The 17,463-nt window shown below is 59.3% G+C and carries 20 protein-coding genes; 5 read left to right on the forward strand and 15 right to left on the reverse strand.

Annotation, left to right across the window (positions count from 1 at the left end; all coding sequences use genetic code 11):
* Position 1 precedes the first annotated feature (1 nt).
* From cysW to CD932_RS04885, 6 genes are all read right to left on the reverse strand, one after another.
* Positions 2-928 carry a sulfate ABC transporter permease subunit CysW gene (gene cysW / locus CD932_RS04860; RefSeq protein ID WP_254926463.1) on the reverse strand — a complete coding sequence of 309 codons (927 nt, stop codon included), beginning with the start codon at positions 926-928 and terminating at the stop codon, positions 2-4.
* Positions 928-1,734 carry a sulfate ABC transporter permease subunit CysT gene (gene cysT, locus CD932_RS04865; RefSeq protein WP_254926599.1) on the reverse strand — a complete coding sequence of 269 codons (807 nt, stop codon included), beginning with the start codon at positions 1,732-1,734 and terminating at the stop codon, positions 928-930. The genes cysW and cysT overlap by 1 nt, the downstream gene beginning before the upstream one ends.
* 229 nt (positions 1,735-1,963) lie before the next feature.
* On the reverse strand, positions 1,964-2,602 hold the full coding sequence (locus tag CD932_RS04870; protein ID WP_094441644.1) for a peroxiredoxin: 639 nt from the start codon (positions 2,600-2,602) through the stop codon (positions 1,964-1,966).
* 43 nt (positions 2,603-2,645) lie between these two features.
* Positions 2,646-3,212, reverse strand: coding sequence for an alpha/beta hydrolase (locus tag CD932_RS04875; protein WP_094441645.1), 567 nt, complete (start codon positions 3,210-3,212; stop codon positions 2,646-2,648).
* A 50-nt stretch (positions 3,213-3,262) separates the two neighbouring features.
* Positions 3,263-4,264: a sulfate ABC transporter substrate-binding protein gene (locus tag CD932_RS04880; protein WP_094441646.1), complete on the reverse strand. Its 1,002-nt coding sequence runs from the start codon at positions 4,262-4,264 to the stop codon at positions 3,263-3,265.
* A gap of 130 nt (positions 4,265-4,394) precedes the next feature.
* The gene (locus tag CD932_RS04885) at positions 4,395-4,778 is read right to left on the reverse strand and encodes a diacylglycerol kinase (protein ID WP_094441647.1); all 384 of its coding nucleotides are present in this window, start codon (positions 4,776-4,778) and stop codon (positions 4,395-4,397) included.
* Between the two features lie 151 nt (positions 4,779-4,929).
* On the opposite strand from CD932_RS04885, the gene CD932_RS04890 reads away from it, so the two are divergent.
* Positions 4,930-5,709, forward strand: coding sequence for an IclR family transcriptional regulator (locus CD932_RS04890; RefSeq protein ID WP_094441648.1), 780 nt, complete (start codon positions 4,930-4,932; stop codon positions 5,707-5,709).
* Between the two features lie 292 nt (positions 5,710-6,001).
* Here the strand turns inward: CD932_RS04890 and pbpG are convergent, their stop codons facing one another.
* Both pbpG and CD932_RS04900 read right to left on the reverse strand, forming a co-directional pair.
* The gene (gene pbpG, locus CD932_RS04895) at positions 6,002-7,096 is read right to left on the reverse strand and encodes a D-alanyl-D-alanine endopeptidase (RefSeq protein ID WP_094441649.1); all 1,095 of its coding nucleotides are present in this window, start codon (positions 7,094-7,096) and stop codon (positions 6,002-6,004) included.
* Positions 7,097-7,267: 171 nt separating this feature from the next.
* Positions 7,268-8,185, reverse strand: coding sequence for a DMT family transporter (locus tag CD932_RS04900; protein WP_094441650.1), 918 nt, complete (start codon positions 8,183-8,185; stop codon positions 7,268-7,270).
* 353 nt (positions 8,186-8,538) lie between these two features.
* On the opposite strand from CD932_RS04900, the gene phaP reads away from it, so the two are divergent.
* Positions 8,539-9,105 (forward strand): TIGR01841 family phasin, encoded by a 567-nt coding sequence (gene phaP / locus CD932_RS04905; protein WP_094441651.1) that lies wholly within the window; start codon positions 8,539-8,541, stop codon positions 9,103-9,105.
* A 141-nt stretch (positions 9,106-9,246) separates the two neighbouring features.
* Here phaP and CD932_RS04910 read toward each other — a convergent pair whose 3' ends face one another.
* The 6 genes from CD932_RS04910 to CD932_RS04935 form a co-directional block, all read right to left on the reverse strand.
* Positions 9,247-9,966, reverse strand: a complete 720-nt coding sequence (locus CD932_RS04910) for an ABC transporter ATP-binding protein (protein WP_094441652.1) — start codon at positions 9,964-9,966, stop codon at positions 9,247-9,249.
* Entirely contained in the window at positions 9,963-10,736 is a 774-nt protein-coding gene (locus CD932_RS04915) for an ABC transporter ATP-binding protein (RefSeq protein WP_094441653.1), read from the reverse strand. Before CD932_RS04915 ends, CD932_RS04910 begins: the two co-directional genes overlap by 4 nt.
* Positions 10,737-10,746: 10 nt before the next feature.
* Complete coding sequence (locus CD932_RS04920) at positions 10,747-11,964, reverse strand: ABC transporter ATP-binding protein (RefSeq protein ID WP_094441654.1); 1,218 nt, start codon at positions 11,962-11,964, stop codon at positions 10,747-10,749.
* Positions 11,965-11,986: 22 nt separating this feature from the next.
* Positions 11,987-12,916, reverse strand: a complete 930-nt coding sequence (locus tag CD932_RS04925) for a branched-chain amino acid ABC transporter permease (RefSeq protein ID WP_094441655.1) — start codon at positions 12,914-12,916, stop codon at positions 11,987-11,989.
* A 259-nt stretch (positions 12,917-13,175) separates the two neighbouring features.
* Positions 13,176-14,150: a 4-hydroxy-3-methylbut-2-enyl diphosphate reductase gene (gene ispH / locus CD932_RS04930; RefSeq protein WP_094441656.1), complete on the reverse strand. Its 975-nt coding sequence runs from the start codon at positions 14,148-14,150 to the stop codon at positions 13,176-13,178.
* A 10-nt stretch (positions 14,151-14,160) separates the two neighbouring features.
* Positions 14,161-14,616: a peptidylprolyl isomerase gene (locus CD932_RS04935; protein WP_094441657.1), complete on the reverse strand. Its 456-nt coding sequence runs from the start codon at positions 14,614-14,616 to the stop codon at positions 14,161-14,163.
* Between the two features lie 111 nt (positions 14,617-14,727).
* On the opposite strand from CD932_RS04935, the gene radC reads away from it, so the two are divergent.
* The 3 genes from radC to rpmG all read left to right on the forward strand — a co-directional run bounded on the left by radC (position 14,728) and on the right by rpmG (position 16,074).
* Positions 14,728-15,402, forward strand: coding sequence for a DNA repair protein RadC (gene radC / locus CD932_RS04940; protein ID WP_094441658.1), 675 nt, complete (start codon positions 14,728-14,730; stop codon positions 15,400-15,402).
* 245 nt (positions 15,403-15,647) lie between these two features.
* Entirely contained in the window at positions 15,648-15,884 is a 237-nt protein-coding gene (gene rpmB, locus CD932_RS04945; RefSeq protein ID WP_010400928.1) for a 50S ribosomal protein L28, read from the forward strand.
* A gap of 22 nt (positions 15,885-15,906) precedes the next feature.
* Entirely contained in the window at positions 15,907-16,074 is a 168-nt protein-coding gene (rpmG, locus tag CD932_RS04950; RefSeq protein ID WP_010400929.1) for a 50S ribosomal protein L33, read from the forward strand.
* 82 nt (positions 16,075-16,156) lie between these two features.
* On the opposite strand, the gene CD932_RS04955 is transcribed toward rpmG, so the two are convergent.
* Positions 16,157-17,365 (reverse strand): fatty acid desaturase, encoded by a 1,209-nt coding sequence (locus tag CD932_RS04955; RefSeq protein WP_094441659.1) that lies wholly within the window; start codon positions 17,363-17,365, stop codon positions 16,157-16,159.
* Positions 17,366-17,463 lie beyond the last annotated feature (98 nt).

The raw sequence follows: 17,463 nt of genomic DNA on the forward strand, positions 1-17,463 counted from the left end.
GTCAGTGCTCCGTGGAACGTAAGGCGGAATCGTCGGCGTCGCTTTCGTTCAAACGCCACTCAATAAAGGCTTTCAGGGCCAGGGTCACCAGCGCCAGCAGGGCCAGCAGCGAGGCGACGGCAAAGGCGGCGGCGAAGTTGTATTCGTTGTACAGAATCTCCACCTGCAGCGGCATGGTGTTGGTTTCGCCGCGGATATGGCCGGACACCACCGACACGGCGCCGAACTCGCCCATGGCGCGGGCATTACACAGGATCACGCCATACAGCAGGCCCCATTTAATGTTCGGCAAGGTCACGCGGCGGAAGGTATTCCAGCCCGAAGCGCCCAGCACCAGCGCCGCCTCTTCCTCTTCGCTGCCTTGCGATTGCATCAGCGGAATGAGCTCGCGCGCGACGAACGGGAACGTAATGAAGATGGTCGCCAGCACGATGCCGGGCACGGCGAACAGAATCTTGATATCGTGCTCCTGCAGCCAAGGGCCGAACCAGCCCTGGGCGCCGAACATCAGCACATAGATCAGGCCGGAAATCACCGGCGAGACGGAAAACGGCAGGTCGATCAGGGTCAGCAAAATGCTTTTGCCGCGGAACTCGAACTTGGCGATGCACCAGGAGGCGGCCACGCCGAACACCAGGTTCAGCGGCACGGCAATGGCGGCCGTGATCAGAGTCAGCTTGATGGCAGAAATCGCATCGGGATCGATAATCGCGGCCACATACGCTTGCCAGCCCTTCTTGAACGCTTCGGCAAACACGGCCACCAGCGGCACGATCAGGAAAGCCGTCAGGAACAGCAGCGCGATAGTGATCAGGACGGTGCGCACCCACAACGGTTCGAGCACCACGGGGCCGGCGGCAGGCGCGATGCGGCGCGCTGTCGGCAACGCATCTTCCACGGTGGCGACAGCGGAGACTTTGGTCGTCATTATTTCTTGCCCTTTCCGCGTGTCCACGCTTGCAGCAGGTTAATCGTCAACAACAGCAAAAAGGAGATCACCAGCATGACGACGGCAATCGCCGTGGCGCCTGCGTAGTCGTATTGTTCCAGCTTGGTGATGATGAACAGCGGCGTGATTTCCGACACCATCGGCATATTGCCGGCGATAAAAATGACGGAACCGTATTCGCCGGTGGCGCGCGCGAAGGCCAGCGCAAAGCCCGTCAGCAAGGAAGGCAGAATGGTCGGAAAGATGACGCGGGTAAAAGTTTGCAGGGAATTGGCGCCCAGGCTGGCGGCCGCTTCTTCGAGCTCTTTTTCCGCGTCTTCCAGCACCGGCTGCACCGTGCGCACGACAAAAGGCAGGCCGATAAAGGTCAGCGCCACCACCACGCCCAGCGGCGTGAACGCCACCTTTATGCCCAGCACGCCTTCGATAAACTGGCCGAACCAGCCATTGGACGAATACAGGGCCGTCAAGGTAATGCCGGCCACGGCCGTGGGCAAGGCAAACGGCAAGTCGACCAGGGCGTCGATAATGCGCTTGCCGGGGAATTGGTAGCGCACCAGCACCCAGGCCAGGATGCCGCCGAAGATGACGTTGAGCAAGGCGGCGATCAGCGAAGCGCCGAATGTCAGGCGGTACGAGGCCATCACGCGTTCGGAGGTGACGGCCGTGAAAAACGCGTCCCAGGTCATCGTGAATGTCTTCAGAAACACCGCCGACAGCGGAATGAGGACGATCAGCGCCAGGTAGAACAGCGTAAAGCCCAGCGACAGCTTGAAGCCAGGCATGACCCGGAACGGCGCTCCCCGCGCCTTGACCGGTGCTAGTGTTGCTGCAGACATAGAAACCCCTTCTTATTACATTTTCGAGTAACAGGGCGCCATATTCACATGCAACCGTTATAAAAAGAACGAACCATTTCTCATTTGCTTAGACGAGAAATGCATACCAACGCTGATAAACCGTGGGGTGAAAAAAAACGCACCGGCAAGGTGCGTTTTTGTACTGCAAGGCGCATTATTTGTTCGGCTGCGGTGTCAGACGAAGATATGGCTTGGCGGCCGTAAAGCCCTTCGGATACTTCTGCTTGATCACTTCCGGGTCCTGCACTGTCAGCGGAATAATGACGTCATCGCCGTCCTTCCAGTTGCCGGGGGTGGCCACGGTGTGGGCGTCGGTCAGCTGCAGGGCGTCGATGACGCGCAGGATTTCATCGAAGTTGCGGCCGGTGCTCAGAGGATAAGTGAGGATCAGGCGCACTTTCTTGTGCGGGTCGATGACGAACACCGAGCGCACGGTGGCCGTGACCGATTGTTCGGGGTGGATCATGTCGTACAGCACGGCCACTTTCTTGTCGACGTCGGCGATAATGGGGAAACCCACCACCGTGTGTTGCGTCTCTTCGATATCCTTGATCCAGCTTTTGTGCGATTCGGCCGCATCGACCGACAAGGCCACGGCTTTCACGTTGCGCTTGTCGAATTCCGGTTTCAGCTTGGCGGTCAGGCCCAGTTCAGTGGTGCAGACGGGCGTGAAGTCTGCCGGGTGGGAAAACAGCACCACCCAGGAGTCGCCTGCCCATTCGTGGAACTTGATGGTGCCGATCGAGCTGTCTTGTTCAAAGTCGGGGGCGGTATCGCCCAGGCGTAAAGTCATCGTGATCTCCTTGACAGGTTTTTACTGCAATAGGGTTGGACAATCAGGCCGCATGACGGTGGCGCGTACTATTTTGCGCCAGCTCAAACAGCGTTTGCAGTTGCGCCTGGCCATACACCCAGTCACCCAGATGGGACTCGGCATTGATATGGCCCAGCGCACCGCCATCAATATACTTGCAATTCCAGCGCCGCGCCCATTGCGCCGCGTGCTCGGCCGTCATCCACGGGTCGGTCTGGCTGGCGATCAGGATGCCGGGACAAGGCAGGCGCTTGTGCGGCAGCTTGTCGGCCACGCCGAATTTGTCAGGGTCGGCCGGCCCCACCAGCAAGACGCCGGCCACGCCGTGCGGATCGCGCGCCAGGCTGTGGGCCGTCGTCAAACAGCCGAAGCTGTGGGCAACGATCAGCGTCGGGCGGCTGTCCGCGCGGCGCGCCCGGCCCAACTTTGCCGACCAGGCCGCCAGGTCCGGCTGCGCCCAGTCGTCCTGCTCGACCCGCTCGAAGTGCGGATACAGGCGCTGCCAGCGGCTCTGCCAATGCGCGGGACCGCTGTCATGCAAGCCCGGCACGATCAGTACCCGATAATCCGAAAAGCCGCGCAGCGCCATGATGCCTCCTTTGCGATCTGGTCAGGCAGGCTCTGGCCTGCCATCGATGATTACTTCGGTTGATAGATCTGGTCGAAGATGCCGCCGTCGGCAAAGTGCGCCTTTTGCGCCGCCGTCCAGCCGCCGACCTGGTCGATGGTAAACAGATTGACCTTGGCAAACTGGCTGGCGTATTTTTGCGCCGCCCTGGCGGTGGCCGGACGGTAGTAGTTCTTCGCGATAATGTCTTGCGCTTCATCCGTGTACAGGTACTCCAGGTAAGCCTGCGCCACCTTGCGCGTGCCGTGCTTGTCGGCCACCTTGTCGACCACGGCCACCGGCGGCTCGGCCAGGATGCTGATCGACGGGGTGATGATGTCGAACTTGGTCGGGCCCAGTTCCTTGACGGCCAGGTAGGCTTCGTTTTCCCAGGCGATCAGCACGTCGCCGATGCCGCGTTCGACAAAGGTGGTGGTGGCGCCACGGGCGCCGGAATCGAGCACGGGCACGTTTTTATACAGTTTGCCGAGAAATTCCCTGGCCTTGGCCTCGTTGCCGCCCGGCTGGCGCAGCGCGTAACCCCAGGCCGCCAAGTGATTCCAGCGCGCACCGCCCGAGGTTTTCGGATTCGGCGTGATGACGGACACGCCTGGCTTGATCAGGTCATTCCAATCCTTGATGCCTTTCGGATTGCCCTTGCGCACCAGGAACACGATGGTCGAGGTGTAAGGCGAGCTATTGTGCTGCAAGCGCTTCTGCCAGTCGGCCGCCAGCAGCTTGCGTTCGGCCAGGGCGTCGATGTCGTAGGCCAGCGCCAGGGTCACCACGTCCGCTTCCAGGCCGTCGAGCACGGCGCGCGCCTGCTTGCCGGAACCGCCATGCGATTGCTTGATCTTGACGTTGTCGCCTGTCTTGCCTTTCCATTCCTTGGCAAACGCCGTATTCACGTCCTGGTACAGCTCGCGCGTCGGGTCATACGACACATTGAGCAAGGTGATATCGGCAGCTTGCGCGGTTTGCAGGATGGCCAGGGCGCTGAGGGCGGCGGCTATGATTATTTTTTTCGACAACATCGATGATCCCCGTGTGGTTAAGCTTTCAGAGTCACCAGATTACGGCACAGTAATCATAAAGAGAACGAAGCGTTTCAGCATTTGATATGCGATTTTCGCATATGAATGGCGTTCAACGGAGAGGCTTCGATCAATAGTAGCGATTGAACAGCACCACCGCCCAGGTGGCCAAGGCCAGCAGGCAGGTCAGCAGCACGGCGGCGCTGCCGAAATCCTTGGCATTTTTTGATAACTCATGGCGCTCCAGCGAAATGCGGTCGACCACCGCTTCCAGCGCGGAATTGATCAGTTCGACGATCAGCACCAGCAGCAGCACGCCGATCAGCACCAGCTTTTCAAAGGCAGAGATACGCAGCAGCAAGGCGATCACGGTGCCGGCCACAAAGAGCCCCAGTTCCTGGCGGAACGCGTGTTCGCCGCGCCAGGCGGCCTTCAGGCCGGCGAGGGAGTAGAAAAAGGCGGAAAAGATACGTTTCAGGCCGCTCTTGCTTTTGAATTCGCTGACAGGTTGCATGGATTTTCGTGTTCAGGCCGATAATGACGTTGATTATGCCTTGGCACAGTAGGAATGTGACAATTTTCCCGGCGAAGCCACAGCGGCCATTCCCCTCTTCCACATCATGGTATACAGTAGGGCATGAATACTGCATCGCACCAAATCCATCATGAAAATTGAACCCGTCGCAGCGCCGAAGACGACGATACAGGTGATCGAGCGCATGAACGCCCTGCTCGACGCGCTGGCCAGATATACCGACCCGGTCAGCCTGAAGGAATTATCAAAAGTTTCTGGCCTGCACCCGTCCACCGCCCACCGCATCCTCAACGACATGGTGCTCACGCGCTTTGTCGACCGCATCGAGCCGGGCACCTACCGCCTGGGCATGCGCCTGCTGGAACTGGGCAATGTGGTGAAAAGCCGCCTCAGCGTGCGTGAAGCGGCGCTGGACTTCATGCGCCAGTTGCACAAAAAAACCCAGCAAACCATTAACCTGTCGGTACGCCAGGGCGACGAGATCGTGTATATCGACCGCGCCTTTTCGGAACGCTCCGGCATGCAGGTGGTGCGCGCCATCGGCGGACGCGGCCCGCTGCACCTGACCTCGACCGGCAAGCTGTTCCTGTCGGTCGATGAACCGAAGGCGATCCGCGCCTACGCCACGCGCACCGGCCTGGCCGGGCACAACAAGAATTCGATCACGGATCTGCTCAAGCTCGAACGCGAGCTGAGCCAGGTGCGCGCGAACGGCTACGCCCGTGACAATGAAGAGCTGGAACTGGGAGTGCGCTGCATGGCGGCCGGCATCCGCGACGACTCAGGCAAGCTGATCGCCGGCCTGTCGATCTCGGCGCCGGCCGACCGCCTGCAGGATGAGTGGCTGGAAGACCTGGTCGACACCGCCAACCAGATTTCCGTGACCCTCGGCTTCATGCCGCAGAATTAAAAAAGCAGTGAAAACTGCAATGTAATAAGTCAGCGTCCCTGTGCAATAAGCGCACCCGCAAGACGCATTAAAACCCCAGCCGCCCGCTCAGGCGCATCGGGCCAAGCGGGCCTGAAAAATGTCGAGGGCAAGGCGCAGCGACGAAGACAGTACGCATGTACGGCGAGGAGCTGCAACGCCGCCATCGGCATTTTCTCAGGTTCGCGTCTCCGGCCCGCCGTTTCAACGCCTTGTACGTTTAATCCGTCGACGGCTTAAGTGAATGGTATTACAGCGAAAACTGCTTTTTTGATCAACCGCCCGGTAACACGAGGTTACCTGGTTTCAAAGCTTCCAGCCACTTGCGCATGCGGCCAGCATCGGCCGTGCGCGACTGCTTGCCCTTCGAATCGAGAAAGACCATGATCACGGAGCGCCCTTCGATCACGGCCTGCATCAGCAGGCAGCGGCCCGCTTCGTTGATGAAGCCGGTTTTCTGCAAGCCGATCTCCCAGCCCGGATTGGCCACCAGGTGATTGGTGTTACCAAATTGCATGGGGTGGCCGCTCGCCTCGACGATGGCTTTCGGATCGGTCGAGAACTGGCGCAGCAGCGGCTGCTGGAAAGCGGCCATGGCCAGCTTGGCCAGGTCATGCGCGCTGGCCACATTCATTTTCGACAAGCCGTTCGAATCGACATAATGGGTGTCGTTCATGCCCAGTTTGCGCGCCTTGGCGTTCATGGCGTTGACAAAGGCCGGCAAGCCGCCCGGATAATTGCGGCCCAGCGCGGAGGCGGCGCGGTTTTCCGAACTCATCAGCGCGATATGCAGCATATTGCTGCGAGTCAATTGTGAACCGACTTTCAGGCGCGAACTGCTGAACTTGGCGCGGTCGACATCGTCGTCCGTAATCGTCAGCACTTCTTCCATGTCCTGGCCCGCTTCGACCACCACCAGGCCCGTCATCATCTTGGTAATCGAGGCGATCGGCAAAGCGACGTTGGAATTTTTCTCGAACAACACTTCCGCATTGCTCTGGTCGAGCACCAGCGCCACGCTGGACTTCAGGTCGAGCGGATCGCGTGTCAGGTTCAAGCCGGCCAGGTCGCCCATGGTCGGCATCGGCGCGGCCATCGGCACGGCGGCGCTGGTGACTCTTTGATAGATGACCTTGCGCTTGCCATGCACGGTGACGACGCGGCGCACGGCCTTGCCGCGCGGCGCGGCGGCCGAGCGCGTACCCGTTGCGCGATCCCCCCTGCGCAGCACGACTTTGGCTTTCTTGCTAGTGTGTTTCTTGGCGGCTGAAGATTTACTGACTGCTTCCTTGGCGTGCACGGCCGCAGCCGGTGCCAGCGCGAACAGCAGGGAAGCCAGTAAGCCCAGCGCGAGTTTATACTTAGCCATTCAATGATTCCCCGTGGAGCTGTTGCATTATTGCAGTGTAGCGAAATGCAGAGTAATCGCAAGCCTATTTAACACTTGCGACAGTATTTATTGCAGCAATGAAACACAAAGCATTCATCGTCAGCCATTCCCATTTCCTTATGCAATTGCTTGCTGTAATCGTCGCCCGTGTTATTTCTTGACCACAAACACCACGCCGAGCACGGCCACCAGCATGCCGGCGATGCCCAATATGTTAAATGCCTCGCCAAACATCAGCCAGGCCATCACGGCCGTGGTCGGCGGCGTGAGGTACAGCAGGCCTGTGACCTTGGTGGCGTCGCTGCGCCGTATCAGCGCAAACAGCAGGAAGATGGCACCGATCGACAGCACCAATACCGACCACAGCAGCGCACCGATAAAGTTGCCGGTCCATTGCACCCGGCTCAAGGTCAGGTCCAGCCCTTCGTAATACAGGGCAAACGGCAGCACCACCACGATCGACGCGGCAAACTGCACCACCGTGCCGGTGCGCAAGTCGAACTGCGGGCAATGACGCTTCTGGACCATGGTGCCGGCCGTCATCGACAGCAGCGCGAACACGCACAGCAGCACGCTTTCCAGCGTCAGCCCGACCAGGTTGATCTTGGCGTAGACCACCAGCGCCACGCCGAGCAGGCCGAAAAACAGGCCCAGCCACTGGCGCGGGCGCACCGATTCGCCGATCAAGGGTGCGGCGCAGGCCGTCAGCACCGGCTGCATGCCGACGATCAGCGCCGACAGGCCGGCCGGCATGCCCAGCTTGATGGCGCACCAGACGCCAGCGAGGTAGCCGGCCTGCATCAGCACGCCAGCCACGGCGATCTGGCGAAACTGCCCCACCGGCCAGGGCGCGCGCAACACCAGCACCAGCGGCAGCAGGATCACCAGCACGCCCAGAAAACGCAGCAGCAGAAACGTCAGCGGCGGCGCATACGGCAGGCCGAACTTGGCGACGATAAAACCGGTGCTCCATAACAACACGAAGAATGCGGGCAAGGCCATCGGCGCCAGGCTGGCGGGAAAGACCGGTTTATTGCTGGCGCCGGGCGCAGCGGGAAAATTGGACATGGACAGGGCTCGGAAAACGTGGCGGCACCAACAGGCTGGCGCCAGTGCGGAGGGTCAAGTCTAGCATGCGGCGGCGCCTCGCGTATCGCATTAACCCCATGGCAACATTTCCTGAAAATAATTAACTAAAAGAATCGAAAATTATTCTTTAGAAACAATGGCCTTTGACCCAAATCTATTCAATTGTTGCATTGCACAAGATTCTCTTGACTTAACTTTTTTTCACCGTAGAATATGGTTTGTTGCGTTGCACAATTGCTTGTTCAGTTAGATAAAACAGAGTCAACTGCTACCCCTCTTTACGGTAAACGCAGCATCAACTTAACCAGATTTCAATATTTTGGAGATTCACCATGTTTTCAATCCCTGAGCAATTCTCGTCCGCCACCAAAGCCAACCTGGAAGCCCAATTCGCCCTGTTCTCGTCGCTGACGGGCAAGGCTTTTGAGAGCATCGAAAAAATCGTCGAACTGAACCTGACCGCCGCCAAGGCAACGCTGGAAGAGTCGACCGCGACCACCAAGCAATTGCTGGCTGCCAAAGATCCACAAGAATTCTTCTCCTTGAGCGCTGCCCAAGCCCAGCCGACCGCTGAAAAAGCCTTGGCCTACGGCCGTCACCTCGCTGCCATCACCTCCGGCGCCCAAGCTGAATTCAGCAAAGCTGCTGAATCGCAAATCGCTGAAACGAACCGCAAAGTCATCTCGCTGGTCGAAGAAGTGACCAAGAACGCGCCAGCCGGCTCGGAAAACGCTGTAGCCATGTTCAAAAGCGCCATCGGCAACGCCAATGCAGGCTACGAACAGTTCACGAAAAGCAGCAAGCAAGCCGTAGAAACGATCGAAGCGAACCTGGCATCGGCCGTCAGCCAGTTCACGCAAGCGGCTGCCAAAGCCGCTCCGCAGGCTGCCAGCAAGTAAGCAGTCACGCTTGACTCCGGGCCGCCAAGGCGGCCCGGCTGAACCAGCTCCTCCAGGCATCCATCCGGTTCTCTCCCATGGATGCCACTTGCCCCGGTCATACCGGGGCATTTTTTATGGGCGCAGGCTTTTCACCGCGCTTTACTCGCCCAGATAGGCCGCCTTCACGCGCGGATCGTCGAGCATGTCGGCTGCATTGCCGCTCATTGTCATCAAGCCAGAATCCATCACATAACCGCGGTGCGCCGCCTGCAGGGCCAGGCGGGCATTCTGTTCGACCAGCAAGATCGTGATGCCCTCGCTTGACACCCTGCGGATCACCTCGAAAATCTTCTCGACCATAATGGGCGACAAGCCCATCGACGGCTCGTCGAGCAGCAGCAGCTTCGGGTGGCTCATCAGCGCGCGCGCCATGGCCAGCATCTGCTGCTCGCCGCCCGACAAGGTGCCGGCCATCTGCGCCGCCCTTTCTTTCAAGCGGGGAAACACATCGAACCATTTGCCGATATCGGCCTCGACACCGGCCGCGTCCGTGCGGGTATAAGCGCCCATCATCAGGTTTTCGCGGATCGACATGCGGGTAAACACGCCGCGCCCTTCCGGCACCATCGCCAGCTTCTTTTCCACCAGGTGAAACGATTTGCTGCCCTTGAGCGACTCGCCCATATAGCTGATGGTGCCTTCGACCTTGCACGCCGGCAAAGTGCCCGTGATGGCTTTCAGGGTCGTCGTCTTGCCTGCTCCATTGGCGCCGATCAGGGCGATAAGCTCGCCCTGGTTGACTTCCAGGTCGATGCCCTTGACGGCCTTGATGCCGCCATAGGCCACGCTCAGGCCCGTTACTTTCAAAACATTGTTCATGCGTGCGATCCTCCCAGGTAAGCCTCGATGACGGCCTGGTTTTGTTGTATTTCGGCTGGCAAGCCTTCGGCGATGCGCTTGCCGTATTCAAGTACCGTGATGCGGTCGCACAGCCCCATCATCAGTTTCACGTCGTGTTCGATCAGCAGCACGGTCTTGCCCTCGGCCTTGATTTTCACCAGCAGCTCGCGCAGGGCCAGCTTTTCGGTGGCGTTCATGCCGGCCGCCGGTTCGTCCAGGGCCAGCAGTTGCGGGTCGGTGGCCAACGCGCGGGCGATTTCCAGGCGGCGCTGGTCGCCATAGGACAAAAAGCGCGCCGTGCGGTTGGCGAACTGGGCAATGCCGACAAACTCCAGCAGCTCCATCGAGCGGCGGCGGATCGCCGCCTCCTCGTCGCGCGCCGCCCGGTGGCGGAAGATGGCGCCGAACACGCCCTGGTGCGAACGCACATGGCGCCCCACCATCACGTTTTCCAGCGCCGTCATGTCGCCGAACAGGCGGATATTCTGGAACGTGCGGGCAATGCCGGCCTTGGCCACCTTGTGCGGCGCCGACGGCGAATACGGCTTGCCGGCCAGCTCGAAGGTACCCGTATCGGGCTGATACAAGCCGGTGATCACATTGAAAAACGTGGTCTTGCCGGCGCCGTTGGGGCCGATCAGGCCGTAGATCTGGCCTTGCTTGATGGTAATGCCGACATCGGTCAGCGCCTGCAGGCCGCCAAAGCGCTTGTTCACGCCGGCGATATTGAGAATGATCTGTTCGCTCAAGCCGTTCTCCTTAAGCCGACACGACATCGGTCGATTGGTTGGGCTGGTCGACATCATGGTCGGGCCGGTCTTCGCTCTTCGGCGACGGCCACAGGCCGGCCGGGCGATTGAGCATGATCAACACCATCGCCAGGCCGTACAGCAACTGGCGCAGCACTTCCGCCTCGATCAGCACCTTGCCGAACAGCGCCTGCTGGGCCGGCTCGACCACATGACGCAGCAGTTCGGGGATCGACGCCAGGATCACGCCGCCGAGGATCACGCCAGGAATATGGCCGATGCCGCCCAGCACCACCATCGCCAGCACGGCAATCGATTCGGTCAGCGAAAACGACTCCGGCGACACAAAGCCCTGGAAGGAGGCGAACATGGCGCCAGCCACGCCGCCAAACGAGGCGCCCATGGAAAAGGCCAGCAGTTTCACATTGCGCGTATTGATGCCCATCGCCTTGGCGGCGATCTCATCTTCGCGGATGGCGACCCAGGCGCGGCCCAGGCGCGAATGCTGCAGGCGCTTGGTGACGAACACCACGGCGAGGCACAGGAACAGGAACAGGAAATAATAGGCATTGACTGACGGCATCGACAAGCCGCCCACCATCACGGTGCTGTTGGTGCCGGCCTCGCCAGCCAGGTTGACGCCGAACACGCGGATCGGATCGATCAGGTTGATGCCTTGCGGACCATTGGTGAAATTGATCGGGTCGTTCAGGTTGTTCATGAAGATGCGGATGATCTCGCCAAAGCCCAAGGTGACGATGGCCAGGTAGTCGCCGCGCAGCTTCAAGGTCGGCGCCCCCAGCAGCGCGCCGAACAGGCCGGCAACCAGGGCGGCCAGCGGCACGATCGCCCACACCGACAAATGGATGCCGTGCTCGCGGATCTCCGGCCCCATCAGTTGCACGAGGGACTCGCCAAACACCGGATACTGGTTGATCACCGATTCGAGCAGGATGGCGAACTGAGGTGAAGCGAGCAGCGCCGTCAGGTAGGCGCCCACGGCGTAGAAGGCGATATAGCCCAGGTCGAGCAGGCCGGCGAAGCCCACCACGATATTGAGGCCTAACGCCAGCATGATGTACAGCAGCGCCATGTCGATGATGCGCACCCAGGAGTTGCCGAACTGGGCGGCAAAAAACGGGAAGATCATCAGCAGCGCGGCCAGGCCAACCATGCCGGCGTAAGCCTTGGCGGGATTTTTTTTGACGTCGAAATCGAGTAGTGCCATGATTTAATCTCCCAGTTTCACGTCAGGCGCGGTCGGCCACGCGTTCGCCCATGATGCCGGACGGACGCAGGGTCAACACGATGATCAGCACGATAAAGGCAAAGATATCCTGGTAGTGGCTGCCGAGGAAACCGCCGGTGAGGTCGCCGATATAGCCGGCGCCCAGGCTTTCGATAATGCCCAGCAAAACGCCGCCTATCATGGCGCCGTAGATATTGCCGATGCCGCCCAGCACGGCCGCGCAGAACGCCTTCAGGCCGGGGATGGCGCCCATCGAAAATTGAATGGAAGCATAGTTGGCGCCCCACATCACGCCGGCCACGGCGGCCAGCGCCGCGCCGATGGCAAAGGTGGCAACGATGACCTTGTCGGAATCGACCCCCATCAGGCCAGCCACGCGCGGGTTTTCCGCCGTGGCGCGCATGGCGCGGCCCATGCGGGTTTTTTCCACCAGGATCACCAGCGAGCCCATCGAAACGGCGGCCAGGGCCAGCAGCAGCACCTGGGTTTGCGAAATGACGGCGCCGCCGATATTGATCGGGTCGGTCGACAGCAATTGCGGGAAGGGCAGCGGATTGCGCGTCCAGATCATCATGGCGAAGGTCTGCAGCAGGATCGACACGCCAATGGCGGTAATCAGGGGCGCCAGGCGGGGGGCGTTGCGCAGGCGGCGGTAGGCGACCCGCTCGATGATGACGTTGATGAGGATGCAGGCCGGAATCGCGCCGAGGATGGCGGTGGCCAGTTTCAGGTAGCCCGGCCAGTCCGGCACATAAATGCCCAGCAGCTTCAAAATGGAGAGGCCCACCATGGCGCCTATCATGAGCACGTCGCCATGGGCGAAGTTAATCAGGTTCAAGACGCCGTACACCATCGTATAACCGAGGGCGACCAGGGCGTACATGCTGCCCAGCACCAAGCCGTTAATGATTTGCTGGATGAATGTATCCATGTCAGATTGCCCTATCGAGTTGCATTTTTCGGGAACACCGTCCACTCGCCATGCCGCCGCCGATAAAAAAACGGCACCGAAGGAAAAATTCCTGCAGTGCCCTCCTTGGACCGTTCTCACCAGCGCGGTGCACGCACTCAAAACGTGCACACACCTGCTTAGTTATAACGACAACACATTCAAGCTTGCGACCATCATAACGATCTTTTGTAAAAACTTAGCTTGGAATAATATCTAAATTAACAAATTAAATTCAGTTTCAGGTGGAAGTCGCTCCAAAGCTTACCTGCTCGACCACCCTTTTCACGCCGTCGAGCCCTTTTGGCATCGGGAACGTTACCGCTTCCTGCACGCCGTCGAGTGGCCGCACGCTCTTCACGCCGCACTCTTTCAGGCGGTCGATCACGGCTTGCACCAAAATCTCCGGCGCCGAGGCGCCGGCCGTCACACCGACGCGCAGCTTGCCGTCCAGCCAGGCCGGGTCGATCTGCGAGGCGTTGTCGACCATATAGGCAGGCGTGCCCATCTTGTCGGCCACTTCGCGCAGGCGGTTGGAATTGGAGCTGTTCGGGCTGCCGACGACAATCACCAGTTCCACCTGCGGCGCCATGAATTTGACGGCTTCCTGGCGGTTGGTGGTGGCGTAGCAAATATCGCCTTTTTTAGGCTCGGAAATATTCGGATATTTTTGTTTCAGCGCAGCAATAATGTCGCTGGTGTCGTCAACTGACAACGTTGTTTGCGAAACATAGGCCAGGCTGTCGGGATTGACCACCCGCAGCAACGCCACATCATCGAGCGTTTCCACCAGATGCATGCCCTGCTCTGCCTGCCCCATCGTGCCTTCCACTTCCGGGTGGCCGTCGTGGCCGATCATGATGATCTCGCGGCCTTCGCGGCGCATCTTGGCCACTTCCATATGCACCTTGGTCACCAGCGGGCAAGTGGCGTCAAAGATGGTCAAGCCGCGCGATTCGGCCTCGGCGCGCACGGCTTTCGACACGCCATGGGCGGAAAACACCAGCGTATTGCCAGCTGGCACATCGTCGAGGTCATCGATGAAGATCGCGCCCTTGTTGCGCAAATCGGTCACCACATAGGCGTTATGGACGATTTCATGACGCACATAGATCGGCGCACCGAATTGTTGCAGCGCGCGCTCGACGATCTCGATCGCACGGTCGACGCCGGCGCAAAAGCCGCGCGGCTGGGCCAGTAGCAATTCCTTGTCCATCGTTCTCTCCTTAGAGCACCGAAATCAGTTTGACTTCAAACCGCAGCGGCTGTCCGGCCAGCGGGTGATTGAAATCAAACAGGGCGGAGTCGTCGCGCATCTCGCGCAGCACACCGGCAAAACGGCCGCCACCGGGGGCAGCGAAGTCGACCAGGTCGCCGGTCTTGTAATCGGCGCCCGGCACGGAGTTGTCGTCCAGGGTGGCGCGCGACACCGATTGCACCAGGTCAGGGTTGCGCTCGCCGAAGCCTTCGCTGGCGGCCAGCTCGAAGGTAGTGTGCGTGCCTTCCGGCAAGCCCAGCAGGCGCTCCTCCAGGAACGGCGCCAGCTGGTTCTGCCCCAGCATCAGGGTCGCGGGATTTCCATTGAAGGTAGTGACAATATCAGTACCGTCCAGCGTGGCAAGACGATAATGCAGGGTGAGGTAAGCCTCTTTGGTGACGACAGCTGGTTGCTGGTTGGACATAGTGATGTTTTCAGATAACTGATGCAAAGCGATATTGTAAGCCACACTGGCCGCGCCCGCCCCATCGCATCCATCAAGGAACGCCCACATCGTGCTGTATCGGAGAGCAATATGGCAATCAAGGACTGGCCTGCCCGCGAGCGGCCCCGTGAACGACTGATCGAGGACGGCGCCCATACGCTGTCGGATGCGGAACTGCTGGCCGTGTTCCTGCGCACCGGCGTGCGCGGCAAGAGCGCAGTGGAGCTGGCGCGCGACACGGTCGAGCACTTCGGCTCGCTGCGCGGCCTGTTCGGCGCCAGCCTGGTCAATTTCTCGGCCGTGCACGGCATGGGCAGCGCCAAGTTTGCCCAGCTGCAGGCCGTGATGGAGCTGGCGCGGCGCGCCATCGTCGAAGACCTGCACGCGGGCCAGACCTTGAGTTCGCCGCACGCGGTCAAGGATTATCTGCGCATGACCATGGGCAACCTGGGGCATGAGTCCTTTCATGTGTTGTTCCTGGACGTCAAGAACCGCCTGATCACGGCCCGCGAAATGTTCAGGGGCACCCTGACCCATACCAGCGTGTATCCGCGCGAAGTGGTGAAACAGGCGCTGCAGCACAATGCGGCCAGCGTGCTCCTGGCGCACAACCACCCTTCCGGCACGCCCGAGCCCAGCGAATCGGACCTGTTGCTGACGCGTTCGCTGGTGCAGGCTTTGTCGCTGGTCGATGTGCGGGTGCTCGACCATTTTGTGGTGGCGGGACGGCATGTCCATTCCTTCGCCGAACACGGGCAGTTGTAGCAGGCATGCGCGTTTGCGCGAGTTTACCTGCGTAAACAAGGACATACAGGCGTTTTGCCCGACGTTTTACTAGCAGTAAACAAAACGGTTTACAAGGTTTTTCGTCGAGAAAGTACCAGTGCCTCAAATTGTTAACTTAAATCAATACAACAAGACACAATTGTTTTTCGCAAGTCATTGATAAATCTGATTTTTTTGGATATACTCTCGTTTTTCCAATTTGGAATGTCTTTAAGGAGTGCGCCATGGCACGTGTTTGCCAAGTCACTGGGAAGAAGCCGATGGTCGGCAACAATGTTTCCCATGCAAACAACAAAACCAAACGTCGTTTTTTGCCTAACTTGCAGAATCGTCGTATTTTTGTTGAATCTGAAAACCGCTGGGTCTCCCTGCGTTTGTCCAACGCCGGTCTGCGCGTCATCGATAAAGTCGGCATCGACGCCGTATTGGTCGACATGCGCGCTCGTGGCGAAAAAGTCTAATTAGCAGAACAAGGGAGCTATCATGGCAAAATCAGGCCGCGACAAAATCAAGTTAGAATCGACCGCCGGTACGGGTCACTTCTACACGACCACCAAAAACAAGCGTACGACGCCTGCGAAAATGGAGATCATGAAATTTGATCCTAAAGCACGCAAGCACGTGACGTACAAAGAAACCAAGATCAAGTAATTGATCTTTGTATCAAAAAAAACCGCTCACTGAGCGGTTTTTTTTCGTCCTTGAGGGCCAGACCCGATGGGTCTGAGCCCGATTATGCGTAGCTACGCAAGCGCAAGGAAAATTCCTGCAACGACTTGATGCCGGACGCTTCGGCGCGCACGCACCAGTCCTGCAACTTCTGCAATAGCTGCTCGCGCGTAAAATGCGAGCGCTCCCAGATGGCGCCCAGTTCCACGCGCATATGGTGCATGGTTTCCAGCGCTTTGCTGTGCTGGAACAACTCGGACAGCTGTTCATGGTGGACATCGGCCAGCTTGCCCGGTTCGCGCTGCATCAGCTTGCGCGACGACTTCAAAAAGCGCTGTTCCAGCTCGGCCTTGTCCTTCAGGTGTTCCAGCTCTTCCTTCCAGGCCGACTTGATCGATTTGGCGTACTTGGCCATCACGTCATAGCGGTTGGCGATCACCGACTGCAGGGTATCGAAATCCGCTTCCAGCTTGCCGTGGGAAAATTTAGGTTCCGGCGCCAGCTTTTTCACCTTCGCCAGGCCCAGCATTTCCAGGGCACGGATATACGCCCAGCCGATATCGAACTCATACCATTTTGACGACAACTTGGCCGACGTTGCATACGTATGGTGGTTGTTATGGAGTTCTTCGCCGCCGATCAATATGCCGAACGGAATGATGTTGGTGGCCGCGTCGGCGCAGTCATAGTTGCGGTAGCCCCAGTAGTGGCCGATGCCGTTGATGATGCCGGCCGCCGTCACGGGTATCCACATCATCTGCACGGCCCAGACGGAAATGCCGATCACGCCGAACAGCGCGAAGTTGATGAAGAACAGCGAGACCACGCCCAGCCAGCTGTACTTCGTGTACAGATGGCGCTCGATCCAGTCAGTTGGCGTGCCATGGCCGTATTTGGCCATGGTTTCCAGGTTTTTCGATTCGGCACGGTACAGTTCGGCGCCTTCCCAGAACACTTTCTTGATGCCGCGCGTGACGGGGCTGTGCGGATCTTCTTCCGTGTCGCATTTGGCGTGATGCTTGCGGTGGATCGCCGCCCACTCCTTGGTCACCTGGCCGGTGGTCAGCCACAGCCAGAAGCGGAAGAAATGGCTGGGGATGGCGTGCAATTCCAGTGCGCGGTGCGCCTGGTGGCGATGCAGGTAAATCGTGACGCTGGCGATGGTGATATGGGTCACCACCATGGTGTAGGCAAACACCTGCCAGGCGGACAGATCGGTAATACCAGTGGCCATGAACTGCAGAACGTCGTGTAAAACAGAACTCAATGTCATTACTACTCCAGAGTGGATGGGGCTTGTTCACGGTCGCGCCAGCAAGATACTGGCGGTCCGGCATCGTCAATTTTAGGCGTGATTGTACGCCCTAAAGG

This window comes from Janthinobacterium sp. PC23-8 (assembly GCF_002250505.1).
GTDB lineage: Bacteria > Pseudomonadota > Gammaproteobacteria > Burkholderiales > Burkholderiaceae_D > Janthinobacterium.

Bases quoted from the DNA above. Each gene is read 5' to 3' on its own strand.
- cysW (WP_254926463.1), bottom strand. From the start codon at position 928: ATGACGACCAAAGTCTCCGCTGTCGCCACCGTGGAAGATGCGTTGCCG.
- cysT (WP_254926599.1), bottom strand. From the start codon at position 1,734: ATGCCTGGCTTCAAGCTGTCGCTGGGCTTTACGCTGTTCTACCTGGCG.
- CD932_RS04870 (WP_094441644.1), bottom strand. From the start codon at position 2,602: ATGACTTTACGCCTGGGCGATACCGCCCCCGACTTTGAACAAGACAGC.
- CD932_RS04875 (WP_094441645.1), bottom strand. From the start codon at position 3,212: ATGGCGCTGCGCGGCTTTTCGGATTATCGGGTACTGATCGTGCCGGGC.
- CD932_RS04880 (WP_094441646.1), bottom strand. From the start codon at position 4,264: ATGTTGTCGAAAAAAATAATCATAGCCGCCGCCCTCAGCGCCCTGGCC.
- CD932_RS04885 (WP_094441647.1), bottom strand. From the start codon at position 4,778: ATGCAACCTGTCAGCGAATTCAAAAGCAAGAGCGGCCTGAAACGTATC.
- CD932_RS04890 (WP_094441648.1), top strand. From the start codon at position 4,930: ATGAAAATTGAACCCGTCGCAGCGCCGAAGACGACGATACAGGTGATC.
- pbpG (WP_094441649.1), bottom strand. From the start codon at position 7,096: ATGGCTAAGTATAAACTCGCGCTGGGCTTACTGGCTTCCCTGCTGTTC.
- CD932_RS04900 (WP_094441650.1), bottom strand. From the start codon at position 8,185: ATGTCCAATTTTCCCGCTGCGCCCGGCGCCAGCAATAAACCGGTCTTT.
- phaP (WP_094441651.1), top strand. From the start codon at position 8,539: ATGTTTTCAATCCCTGAGCAATTCTCGTCCGCCACCAAAGCCAACCTG.
- CD932_RS04910 (WP_094441652.1), bottom strand. From the start codon at position 9,966: ATGAACAATGTTTTGAAAGTAACGGGCCTGAGCGTGGCCTATGGCGGC.
- CD932_RS04920 (WP_094441654.1), bottom strand. From the start codon at position 11,964: ATGGCACTACTCGATTTCGACGTCAAAAAAAATCCCGCCAAGGCTTAC.
- CD932_RS04925 (WP_094441655.1), bottom strand. From the start codon at position 12,916: ATGGATACATTCATCCAGCAAATCATTAACGGCTTGGTGCTGGGCAGC.
- ispH (WP_094441656.1), bottom strand. From the start codon at position 14,150: ATGGACAAGGAATTGCTACTGGCCCAGCCGCGCGGCTTTTGCGCCGGC.
- CD932_RS04935 (WP_094441657.1), bottom strand. From the start codon at position 14,616: ATGTCCAACCAGCAACCAGCTGTCGTCACCAAAGAGGCTTACCTCACC.
- radC (WP_094441658.1), top strand. From the start codon at position 14,728: ATGGCAATCAAGGACTGGCCTGCCCGCGAGCGGCCCCGTGAACGACTG.
- rpmB (WP_010400928.1), top strand. From the start codon at position 15,648: ATGGCACGTGTTTGCCAAGTCACTGGGAAGAAGCCGATGGTCGGCAAC.
- rpmG (WP_010400929.1), top strand. From the start codon at position 15,907: ATGGCAAAATCAGGCCGCGACAAAATCAAGTTAGAATCGACCGCCGGT.
- CD932_RS04955 (WP_094441659.1), bottom strand. From the start codon at position 17,365: ATGACATTGAGTTCTGTTTTACACGACGTTCTGCAGTTCATGGCCACT.